Below are 11160 nucleotides of genomic sequence, written 5' to 3' on the forward strand. Positions count from 1 at the left end.
CCCGCCACAGGCTGGCGCAGGAGCTATAGTCGCCGCGTGATCAGCGGCGCGCTGCTGGCCAGGCGCGACAGTGAGTTGGGGACTATTCGCCGCGCCCTGAGCGGGACTGGCAACCACTCCGGCGTGGTGATCGCCGGAGCCGCCGGTGTGGGCAAGACCTGGCTGGCGCGCGAAGCGCTGCGGCGCGCTGAGGCGTCGGGTGAGTGCACAAAATGGATCGTCGGCACCGAATCGGCGCGTGCGCTGCCCCTGGGAGCATTCATCGGCTTGCTGGGTGAGGCGATGTCAGACCCGCTGACCAACGTGCGTCGCGTCATTAATTCGTTTGTCACGCAACAGCGTCGGGGTCGTGTGGTGATTGGGGTTGACGACGCGCACCTGCTGGACGGGTTGTCTGCCCTTGTCATTCATCAGCTGGCGCAGTCCGGCGGGGCCCGGTTGGTGGTCACATTGCGTACCGGCATCGAGGAACCCGACGCGGTGATGGCCTTGTGGAAGGACGGACTGCTGGCTCGCCTTGACCTCGAACCGCTTTCGGCTGCCGCTACGCGCGAGGTCATCGAGAGCACGCTGGGTGGTCCGATCGACGCCCGGAGCGCGGCTCGGTTCCGACGGCTGACGGGCGGAAACATGCTGTTCCTGCGGCAGCTGCTGGCCGATCAGGTAGCGGCCGGCCGGATGAGGAAGCTGGCCGGAGTGTCGATGTGGGATGGCGACGTCGCGGTTTCGGCGAGCCTTTCCGACACGGTGGCGCGCCAGATGGGCCGGCTGAGCTCGGGGGTGGCAATGGTGGTCGACACGTTGTCGCAGTGCGAGCCCTTGGCCGTCGATGTGCTGTGCGATTTGGTCCGCCGCCGCGACCTGGCAGTCGCCGAACGGATGGGCCTGGTGAGCGTCGAGCGCACCGCCGGCGGGCTGATGGCCAGGCTGGCGCATCCGTTGTTCGGCGAGCTTCGCCGCGCGAGTGCCGGCGAGATGTATTTCTCGGCAATCCGGGGCCGGTTGGCGGTGCGGCTGGCCCAAGCCGGCGACGCCGACATGCAGGCCACCGTGCGCCGGGCGTTGCTGCGCCTCGAGTCGGACCTGGATCCCGACCCCGAGCTGTATCTGGAATCAGCGCGGCATGCCATGACGCTGCTGGATCTGGATCTGGCCGACCGGTTCGCCACCGCCGCCGCGGAATCCGGAGCACCTGGAGCGGCCGGGGTGCGGGCAATGAACCTGCTGCTGCTCGGACGGGGCGAGCAGGCCGAGACGGCGCTGCGCGACGCGGCTGACGGCGACGTGTCTGACGGCCATCACTGGGCTACCGTGCGGGCGGCCAACCTGGTGTGGATGCTCGGCAAGCCCGCAGAGGCGTCGGTGATCCTCGACCGCCTTGCCGCGGCCCCCGAGAACCCGGCGCAGGTGGCGGAGCGTTTGGCGGTACAGGCCTGCCTGGACGCGGTGTCGGCGCGCTGCGAGCTGGCGGCCGAAAGGGCCCGGGCCGCCTTGGATTACCGCGCTCTGCCGGATTTCCACGCGATGATGGCGTCGCTTGCGTTGATCATGGCCATGGGCGCGCTCGGCAAGGTCGATGAGCTCTCGGCCGTCGCCGATGAGGCGCTGTGGCGCGCGCCGACGTCGTTTCAGGCGTCCCATATGCGGTTTTGGTTCGGCGCCGTGTACGGTCGTGCCTGCCGGTTGACCGGTCGTATCGACGAATTCGTCTCCGCGGCAAAGCAATTGGCCGAATCGGCCCGGGACATTCCCGGCCTGGCGTATGCGAATCTGGCCCTCCTGCTGGGGAACGCCGAGCTGGTCCGCGGCGCTGTCGCCGACGCGGTCCGGCTGGTGCACGAAGCGCTTGCCGGCGTTCAGATACATTCCGTGACCACGGGTTTGCGTCCGGCGAGTTACTTCGCGTTGGCCGAGGCGCACGCCAAGCTGGGGCAGGCAGCCGAAGCGAACGATGCGGTGGCCGGGGCGCGGTCCTGCGTGCCGCCCGACTTCCTGTTCATGCACACCGGCTTGTCGCTGGCCGGGGGATGGGCGATGGCGGCAAGCGGCCGCCCGAGCGAGGCCGTCGTGAGTGCGCGGGAAGCGGCACAACTGGCCCGTGACCGCGGCCAGCCCACCCACGAGCTGGCATGCATCCAGGCCGCGGCGCAATGGGGCGATGCGTCGGGGGCGGAACGGGCCCGGGAGCTGGCCGAGGCGCTCTCGCTGCCGCTGGCAAACGCGGTCGCGTTGCATGCGAAGGCTCTGCTCGGCGCGGACGGCGAGGGCCTGCTGGCGGCTTCGGCGGCCTACCGGGAAATCGGCGATCGGGCCGCGGCCGCCGACGCGGCGGCGCAGGCCTCCGTCGCGTTCGACGAAGGCCAGCAGCACAGGCGTGGGCTGTATGCCGCGGCGTTGGCCAGGGAATTGGCCGACGAATGCGGTGGTTTACGCACCCCGGCCCTGCGAACTCCGACGGGACTAAAGCTCTCCGGCCGCCAGCGCGATGTCATCGAACTCGTCGTCGCCGGTCTGTCCAACCGTCAGATCGCCGCGAAGCTGGTGATGTCGGTGCGGACCGTGGAAGGGCACATCTACCGGGCCTGCCAGCGGGTCGGCGCGCAGTCACGCGAGGAGCTGGCGTCGATCATCCGATCGGGACCGGGCGGCGGCTGAAGCCGACGCGCCGCGTCCCGAAATTCGAGTAGCCGATCGCTCGTGCGCACCGACCAAAGTCGGCTGTACCGTGCCCGCAACGTAGGCGTATCGCGCACTCGCTGGAATTGAGGTAGTCCTCTACTCATTACTGATCTTCGGCGCCGTGGAACAGTCGGAGGCCTGAGTGCTCGCCACATCATTGCCCGAACCCATGGGCGATCCGAGCATTCCGGTCCGGCAGGGAGGAAACGTTGTGTCTCAACAATATACGGTTCTCAGCGGCGACACACTGTCCGAAATCGCCCTCAAATTCTATGGAGACGCATCACTCTTTCCGTTGCTCGCGGTGGTTAACCACATTCCTGACCCGAATGTAATACACACCGGCGATATCCTGTTGATCCCGGATCTCGCAGACACATTCGCCTCCAACGATTCAAGTGTCCCCGCGGTAACCGCCCGCAATTACGCCGACGGTGACGGCGTTCTCGGTGACGCCATCGGCGGGGGGCGGGGACTGGCTGGCCACAGCCACACCGGCATCGGAGTATTAGGTGAGAGCGACACATTCGAGGGAGTCCGCGGCGTCAGCCACTCCAAAGACCACGGAGGGGTCGTCGCCGTCAATGACAGCCGCGACGGCGGCGACGCGCTCTACGGCGAGAGCACCGCCGGGGAGGGGGTGCGTGGAGTGAGCCATTCCAAGGACCACGGCGGCGTCGTGGGCACGAACGATACCCCGGCCGAAGGCGGCGATGGCGTCTTCGGACAATCCGACAGCGTCAACTGTCGTGGCGTCCACGGAGTAAGCAGAGATGGCTATGGCGTCTGGGGCGACGGCGGACGTACAGGCCTCGTTGGGATGAGCACGAACGGTGACGGCATCTTCGGCCAAGGCAAGGACACCGGCGTCACAGGTTTCCACGGCGACCCACACATGCAGGAGACCTCGCTCCCCAGCGCGAAAGCCGGTGTCTTCGGTGCGAGCGAGGACGGCGCAGGCCTTATGGGCTATTCCCGCAGCGGATTAGCCGGCGAGTTCTTCGGCGACGTACGCGTGGAGCGCAACCTCGAGGTCGACGGCGACGTCTTTCTTCCAGGTGCAGACTGCGCGGAACTTTTCGATGTACTTGAGGCACCGAAGATCGAAGCCGGCGACGTCGTCGTCATCGACGAGACCGGGACACTGCGCCAAAGCGATTCCGCATATGACAAGCGAGTTGCTGGCGTGATCTCCGGCGCCGGGCGATTCCGGCCCGGCATTCTTCTTGACAGTGGGAACGTAGCCCGGCCAAACCGCCTACCTCTGGCACTGATCGGCAAAGTGTATTGCAAAGTAGACGCACGCCCGCATTCGATCGAGGTCGGCGATTTGTTAACGACTTCGTCAACGCCCGGCCACGCAATGAAGGCAACACACCCCGCTGACACGTACGGCACGGTGATCGGCAAGGCCCTTGCCCCAATGCAATCCGGCATCGGATTGCTCCCGATCCTGGTGTGCCTGCAATGAGCGAGCCGAACAAACACCGCGACGTACCTCGAACTCGGACGCTGAAGGCGAGGATGACCTCTGCAGGGGAATCGTTCGCGTCCCTAAACTGTTCGTCGGCAACCCAACCGCTCACCGACCCGAACACCGGCGGCAGCCCCGTGCCACCAGGCACTGCATTCGCAGCAGGTCCGGGAAAGACGTTGACGAACGTCCATGTCAACCTGATCTTTTGGGGGGCCTGGTGGACGAACAACCCCGTCGCAGACCGGATCATCGCCGGGGTGAAAGCGCTACTTGCGGGGCCCTACCTCACCTACCTCGCGCAATATGGGGTGCACCGCGGTGATGTCCGGGGAACAACATTCGTCCTGGACAGTGAACCTGGGAACGGGCAGCCGTTCACGATCAAAAATGTCACCGATCGCGTGCAGAACCTCCTCGACGATGATCAATTACCCGAGCCCGACGACAACTGGCCAAACGTGTACGCCTTCATCATGCCAATCAATTCCACATTCACTACCGCCGGCGTCGTCGGACAGAACACGCAAGTTATCTGGAACGACTTGGACCTTGGCGATGTCGACAATGATCCCGCGTACTGCCTATGGGTCGGGAACGACGGCACCGCAGACTTCGTCACCACCGTCTTCTCTCACGAATTGGCCGAGCTGGCAACCGACCCCAACGAAGGGAATGGTGTCCGACAAATCGGATGTACAGGAGGAAGTTGTCAGATCGGCGACCCTGGTACGTCGTGGTGCGACATCGTCAGTGGCGTCAAAGCCCAATCTTACTGGTCAATCGCAGACAACGCCCTGGTCCTACCGCGGATGTATTCCGTTCGCCGCACTCTGGCAGGCAAAAGCATCGGCGGCAAGCTTCCACGGACGCCTAGCACTAACGCGTGGATCGCCAGTCAGTTCTAAGCCAGCACTTCCCCGTTTTGCCGCGGTGGGGTTGTCGGACCAGTGGCCGACTGCGCGCCGGAACTAGCGGTGCTGAAGCGCAACGAGAATCACTACCTACGCGCCCAGCAGGCGCACGGAGGCCCACAGCGCGACCACCGCCACCACCAGGGCCGTGGGCACCGTGCAGAGCCCGAGGCGCGTGTACTCGCCCACGCCGGCATCGACGTCGTGGTGGCGCAGCACGCGGCGCCACAACAGGTTCGACAGCGAACCCACGTAGGTCAGGTTGGGACCGATGTTGACCCCGATCAGGACCGCCAGAATGGCCACCGGCCCGCCGGGCGCGACGAGCGGCAGCAGCACCAGCGTGGCGGGCAGGTTGTTGACGACGTTGGCCAGCACGGCGGCTATCGCGGCGATCGCGAGCAGCGCGGGCAGTCCCGAGCCTGAGGGCAGCACGGCCGACATGGCCCCGTCCATGCCGTTGAGCATGACCGCCCGCACCACGACGCCCAGCGCCAGCACGAACACCAGGAACGACACATGCGCCGAGCGCGCGATCTCTGCCACGGAGGTGTGCCGGCGGCTGAGGCTGCGCACCGCCAGCACGGTGGCGCCGACGAGCGCCACCCACGCCGGGGCGACGCCGACGTACTGGCCGACCGCGAACCCCGCGAGCGTCAGCCCCACGACCACCAACACGAACACCGGTGGGCGCGGCGCCGGCCCCACTTCCTCGGGGTCGGGCTGGACGCGCAGGTCGGCGGCGAAAAACCAGCGGAAGATCGCGTAGATCATCGCCACCGCGCCCAGCCACGGCAGCGCCATCAGCAGGGTGAACTTGGTGAACGAGAGGTTGGCGGTATGAAACGCCAGCAGGTTGGTCAGATTCGACACCGGCAGCAGCAGGGAGGCGCCGTTGGCCAGATGAGCGGTGGCATAGGCGTAGGGCCGCGGCGGGGTGCGCAGCCGGCGGACCGCGACCAGGACCACCGGGGTCAGCAACACCACCGCGGCGTCCAGGCTCAGCACGGCGGTGATCAGCGAGGAGACGACGAACACCCGCCGCAGCAGGCCGCCCGACGAGACGCGCCCGCGCGCGACCGCCGCGCCCGCCGCATCGAACAGGCCCTCGTCGTCGCACAGCTTGGCGAGCACCAGCACGGCGCCCAGGAAGGCGACCACCCCCGACAGCCCGGCAACCTCCTCGGCCGCCTGATGCAGCGATATCGCGCCGACCGCGATGAGGATGAGCGCCGCCGGAACCGCCGCCAGCGCCTCCGGCCAACCCCTTGGGCGGACAACCGCGAACACGAGCACGGCAGCGAGCAGCAACAGCGCAGCGGTCAGTCCCAATGTCTAAACCGCTTTACACCCAGGGGTTTTCGCGCCGCCACACCGTTGGCATGTGCAGCGCGACACCGTCGTGTGTGGCCAGCTCGTCGAGGACGCGGATCGACACGTCCAAGTCGTCGCCCGCATATGGCAAGGCCCGTAAGGGCTTTGACAATGGGCTAAAGAAGTCGTCCCAATGGATCAGGATCACCCGGCGCGCGCCCACCGCGCGCACGGTCTCGGTCCAGTAGTCGAGCAGATAAGACCGCGGCTGCAGGCCCAGCTGTCCGACGGACAGATAGACCGCGTCGGCGCGCCGGCCGTCCAGTGCGCCCTTGACGAAACCGGCGCTGCCCTGGATCAGCAGCCGCCGATCCGACGGCCGATGGTGCACCAGCGTCGACCACGCCTCACCGCAGCGAAAGTCCGACGCCCTCACCGGCGGGGTCAGCGGCGCGTCGATCGCGCCGGGGAACCGGTCCGGCGGGCAGTGGTGCGATTCCACCAGCGTCACGTCGAAGGCGCCCAACCGAATTGGCTCACCCGAGCTCGCGACGACGAGGCGGTCCTCGGCCAGTCCGTATCCGCGCCCGACGTTCGCGGCCGACTCGCCGCCGACCAGCTGCGCGCCGGTGCGATCGGCGACCAGCGCGGAGTCCAGCACGTGGTCGATGTGGGTGTGCACTGGGATCACGGCCTCCAGCCGGGACACCTTCGCCCGGGCCAGGCAGCCATCCACGCGGGCCGGTGACGGCGACACCTTGCCGGCCGCCACCCGCGCCAGGCTGGGCCGCGAGAAGTAGCCGTCGGTCAGCAGCGCGGACGACCCGTCGTCGAGCAGCAGCGTCGCCACACCCAGCCAGGTCGCCGAAAGCGGCGCGTCGTGTCCGGCGGCGGGCACGTCGAAGCGGTCCGCATACCGCGCGAGATCGGGCCGACCGAATTTCAGCCGCATCAGCTGAACGCCCTGATGTCGGCGCCCGCGGCCGCGAGCCGATCGCGCACCGCGGTCGCGATCTGCACCGCGCCCGGCGAATCGCCGTGCACACAAACCGATTCCACGCTGACGGCGATCTGCGTGCCGTCGACAGCGGTGACCGACCCCGAGGTCACCATGGTCGCCACGCGCTCGGCGATCGCCGCCGGATCGTGCAGCACCGCGCCGGGTTCGCGACGGGAAACCAGCTGGCCGTCGGGCCGGTAGGCGCGGTCGGCGAACGCCTCGGCCACCGCGCGTAGGCCGAGGCGGCCGGCCTCGTCGAAGAACGCCGAACCCGCCATGCCCAGCACCGGCAACGCCGGCTCCACCAGGTGTACCGCCGCCGCGACCGCCGCCGCCTGCTCACGGTTGGTCACGATCGTGTTGTACAGCGCGCCATGGGGTTTGACGTAGGACACCGCCGAGCCGGACGCCCGCGCGATCGCCTGCAACGCGCCGATCTGATACACCACGTCGGCGACCAGGTCGTCGGCGGCGACGTCGATGAAACGCCTGCCGAACCCGGCCAGGTCGCGATAGCTCACCTGAGCGCCGATGCGCACGCCGCGCTCGGCGGCGGCACGGCAGACCCGCAACAGGCCGGCGGGGTCTCCGGCATGGAATCCGCACGCCACGTTGGCGCTGGTGACGATCCCGAGCATGGTGTCGTCGTCGCCAAGGCGCCAGACGCCAAAGCCCTCGCCCAGGTCGGCGTTGAGGTCGATAGCGGCCACCGGCCTAGCTTATTGGGGACATTAAGTGGCGGCCTCGCGACGTCGCCCGAGGGACCAACAACACAGGTAGATGACAAAGGAAATCGTGGCGACGAACACCGACACCGGGACGCCGGGCGCCAGCGATAGCAGGATGCCCCCGACCGCGGCGACTTCCGCGAACACCACCGAAGCCACCATCGCGCCCGCTCCGGCGACGCGACCACCCCACCGGCCGACCCGCAATACTGATGAAAATCGTTTCCATTAGAAAGTGGCGCAGCGGCGCCTCGTATGCGCCAACGGCGACCCGCTGTAGCGTCACCGAACGTGAGTCCCACACCGCGCCGGCGTGCGACTCTGGCGTCGTTGGCGGACGAACTGAAGGTTTCGCGCACCACGATCTCGAACGCCTTCAACCGGCCGGATCAGCTTTCCGCCGACCTACGCGAACGGGTGCTGGCGACGGCGAAGCGGCTGGGTTATCTGGGGCCCGACCCGGTGGCGCGATCGCTGCGGACCCGCAAGGCCGGCGCGGTCGGTCTGGTGATGGCCGAACCGCTGACCTATTTCTTTTCCGACCCGGCCGCGCGGGATTTCGTCGCGGGCGTGGCGCGGTCGTGCGAAGAGATCGGGCAGGGTCTGCTCCTGGTGGCCGTCGGCGCGAGCCGGAGCATCGAGGACGGAACGGCCGCGGTGCTCGGCGCCGGTGTGGACGGCTTCGTGGTGTACTCGGCCTGCGACGACGATCCCTACCTGCAGGTGGTGCTGCAGCGGCGCCTGCCCGTCGTGGTGGTCGACCAGCCCAAGGGCCTGACCGGAGTGTCCCGGGTGGGCATCGACGACCGGGCGGCGATGCGCGAGCTCGCCGACTACGTGCTGGGGCTCGGGCACCGCGAGATCGGTTTGCTGACCATGCGGCTGGGCCGCGAGCGCCGGCAGGGGCTGGTGGACGTCGACCGGTTGCGGTCGCCGGCCTTCGACGTGCAGCGCGAACGCATCGTCGGCGTGTGGGAGGCGATGACGGCCGCCGGGGTCGACCCGGATTCGCTGACAGTCGTGGAAAGCTACGAGCACCTGCCCGAATCGGGTGGCGCCGCCGCCAAGGTCGCGCTGGAGACCAATCCGCGGATCACCGCGCTGATGTGCACCGCGGACACCCTGGCCCTTTCTGCCATGGATTACCTTCGGGCACATGGCATTTACGTGCCGGGTCAGATGAGCGTCACCGGGTTCGACGGCGTGCCCGAGGCGATCGGCCGCGGATTGACCACGGTGGCGCAGCCGAGCCTGCAAAAGGGCCATCGGGCGGGCGAACTGCTGCTCAAGCCGCCACGGTCGGGCCTGCCGGTCGTCGAACTGCTGCACACCGAATTGGTTCGGGGCCGCACCGCGGGCCAACCCGCGTAAGCGCGCTAGCCCGAGTCCTGATCGCCGATCAGCAACCGCACGGCCAGGTCCAGCCGTTTGCTGACGTCGGTCGCCGAGGCTCGGCGGGTGAGCCAGGCAAGCAGGTTCGACAGCCACACGTCCGAGATCACCCGGGCGATGTGGTACTGGTCCTCGGTCGGCTCGCCGTCGGCCATCGCCCGCGCAAACATGCTGTCGATGAGCTTCTCGACCTGATCGACCTCACTGGCCGCCGACGCGTCGGCGAAGACGTAGGCGCGCGTCATCGCCTCGGTGAGCAGCGGGTTGCGTTGCATCGCGCGGTTGAGCTTGCCGACCATGAAATTGAGCCGCTGAAACGGAGTTCCGCCGGTGACCGCGGAGCGGTCGGTTTTGGCGTCGATGCGGCCGAACTCCCGGCCGAGGGCCGACACCAGCAGATGCACCTTCGACGGGAAGTACCGGTACAGCGTGCCCACCGCCACGTCGGCCCGGTCGGCCACGGCGCGCATCTGGACCGCTTCGTAGCCGCCCTTGGACGCGATGGCCATGGTGGCGTCCAGGATTCGCTTGCGGCGTTCCCGCTGCGCCTCCGAGCCGAGCTCGGACTCAGCCAGTACCGCCACGTTCATGACCTCGCGCGGCTGCGAGTCAGAAACGCCGGCCGAGTTCGGGTTCGCTGACGACATTTGGGGGCGTGCTCCTTCTTCGGGTGGCTCGTTCGCAAACGATACGCATGGTGTGCGTGAATTTCCCACCTCCCCGCAGCAAGGACAACCACGTGTACTGCTGTAATGGCGTTCGACTTGACGCTCGATCGCTGGCACTATTAGAACACGTTCTAGTGGGCTTAGTGGCCCCCAACTTGGATGTCGAACCCAAGCATGCGGAGGACCAAGGGTGGTAGCGACCGTCACCGACGAACAGTTCGCCGCGCGTGCGCTGGTGCGCGACTGGGCCCGCAACCCCACCGCCGGGCCGGGCGGGACGGCGGCGATTCGCGCGATAGAACAGGGTTGGGAAAAAGGAGGGGCCGACGCGTGGCGGCCGGTCTTCGCGGGGCTGGCCGACCTCGGGCTGTTCGGGGTGGCGATTGCGGAGGAACGCGGCGGGGCAGGCGGCAGCATCGAGGACCTGTGCGCGATGGTCGAGGAAGCGGCCAAGGCGCTGGTCGCGGGCCCCATTGCGACCACGGCAGTTGCGACCCTGGTCGTCGATGATCCCGACTTGCTGGCCGCCCTGGCCTCCGGCGAACGCTTCGCCGGGGTGGCGCTGGAGGGTGACGTGCAATTCGACGGCGAGACGTCACGGGCGTCGGGCACCCTGCCTTGGGCGCTGGGCGCCGCGGAGGGCGCGGTCCTGATCGTGCCCGCCGGCGGGAAGTCCCTGCTCGTCGACACCGGCAGCGACGGGGTGCAGATCGAGCCGCTGCCGGCCAGCGACTTCTCCCGGCCGCTGGCCCGCGTGGTCCTGACGTCGGCGCCGGCCACCGTCATCGCGGACTCGGAACAACGGGTCGAGGAATTGGCCGCGACCGTGCTGGCGGCCGAGGCCGCCGGCATCACCCGATGGTCGCTGGACACCGCGGTCGCCTATGCGAAGGTGCGCGAGCAGTTCGGCAAGCCGATCGGCAGCTTCCAGGCCGTCAAGCTCCTGTGCGCGGAGATGCTGTGCCGCGCCGAGCAGGCCGAGGTGGCCGCC

General features: G+C 68.0%; 9 protein-coding genes and 1 pseudogene. 5 read left to right on the forward strand and 5 right to left on the reverse strand.

Going from position 1 to position 11160, the window contains the following annotated elements; all coding sequences use genetic code 11:
* The first annotated feature begins 36 nt into the window (after window positions 1-36).
* The 3 genes from JWP83_RS00925 to JWP83_RS00935 all read left to right on the forward strand — a co-directional run bounded on the left by JWP83_RS00925 (window position 37) and on the right by JWP83_RS00935 (window position 5061).
* Entirely contained in the window at window positions 37-2655 is a 2619-nt protein-coding gene (locus JWP83_RS00925) for a LuxR family transcriptional regulator (protein ID WP_297724774.1), read from the forward strand.
* Window positions 2656-2821: 166 nt separating this feature from the next.
* Window positions 2822-4150, forward strand: coding sequence for a LysM peptidoglycan-binding domain-containing protein (locus JWP83_RS00930; protein WP_297724778.1), 1329 nt, complete (start codon window positions 2822-2824; stop codon window positions 4148-4150).
* Window positions 4147-5061: a hypothetical protein gene (locus JWP83_RS00935; RefSeq protein ID WP_297724781.1), complete on the forward strand. Its 915-nt coding sequence runs from the start codon at window positions 4147-4149 to the stop codon at window positions 5059-5061. Before JWP83_RS00930 ends, JWP83_RS00935 begins: the two co-directional genes overlap by 4 nt.
* Window positions 5062-5157: 96 nt before the next feature.
* Here the strand turns inward: JWP83_RS00935 and JWP83_RS00940 are convergent, their stop codons facing one another.
* The 4 genes and pseudogenes from JWP83_RS00940 to JWP83_RS00955 form a co-directional block, all read right to left on the reverse strand.
* The gene (locus JWP83_RS00940) at window positions 5158-6399 is read right to left on the reverse strand and encodes an SLC13 family permease (protein ID WP_297724784.1); all 1242 of its coding nucleotides are present in this window, start codon (window positions 6397-6399) and stop codon (window positions 5158-5160) included.
* A gap of 13 nt (window positions 6400-6412) precedes the next feature.
* Complete coding sequence (locus JWP83_RS00945; protein WP_297724787.1) at window positions 6413-7333, reverse strand: MBL fold metallo-hydrolase; 921 nt, start codon at window positions 7331-7333, stop codon at window positions 6413-6415.
* The gene (locus JWP83_RS00950) at window positions 7333-8091 is read right to left on the reverse strand and encodes a 5-oxoprolinase subunit PxpA (protein WP_297724790.1); all 759 of its coding nucleotides are present in this window, start codon (window positions 8089-8091) and stop codon (window positions 7333-7335) included. Before JWP83_RS00950 ends, JWP83_RS00945 begins: the two co-directional genes overlap by 1 nt.
* 21 nt (window positions 8092-8112) lie before the next feature.
* Window positions 8113-8297, reverse strand: a pseudogene (locus JWP83_RS00955) (metal ABC transporter permease); the annotation flags it as partial.
* 103 nt (window positions 8298-8400) lie between these two features.
* Between JWP83_RS00955 and JWP83_RS00960 the strand changes: the two are divergent.
* Window positions 8401-9480, forward strand: coding sequence for a LacI family DNA-binding transcriptional regulator (locus JWP83_RS00960; protein WP_297724793.1), 1080 nt, complete (start codon window positions 8401-8403; stop codon window positions 9478-9480).
* 5 nt (window positions 9481-9485) lie between these two features.
* On the opposite strand, the gene kstR is transcribed toward JWP83_RS00960, so the two are convergent.
* Window positions 9486-10085, reverse strand: a complete 600-nt coding sequence (kstR, locus tag JWP83_RS00965; RefSeq protein ID WP_297724805.1) for a cholesterol catabolism transcriptional regulator KstR — start codon at window positions 10083-10085, stop codon at window positions 9486-9488.
* A gap of 274 nt (window positions 10086-10359) precedes the next feature.
* On the opposite strand from kstR, the gene JWP83_RS00970 reads away from it, so the two are divergent.
* Window positions 10360-11160 (forward strand): acyl-CoA dehydrogenase family protein (locus JWP83_RS00970; RefSeq protein WP_297724796.1); only part of this gene is annotated, 801 nt, incomplete at its 3' end.

The sequence above is a fragment of the Mycobacterium sp. genome (genome assembly GCF_025965855.1).
Lineage (GTDB): Bacteria > Actinomycetota > Actinomycetes > Mycobacteriales > Mycobacteriaceae > Mycobacterium.

What these genes read in the sequence shown, in the direction of transcription:
- JWP83_RS00935 (WP_297724781.1), top strand. Translation starts at nt 4,147, where the DNA reads ATGAGCGAGCCGAACAAACACCGCGACGTACCTCGAACTCGGACGCTG.
- JWP83_RS00945 (WP_297724787.1), bottom strand. Translation starts at nt 7,333, where the DNA reads ATGCGGCTGAAATTCGGTCGGCCCGATCTCGCGCGGTATGCGGACCGC.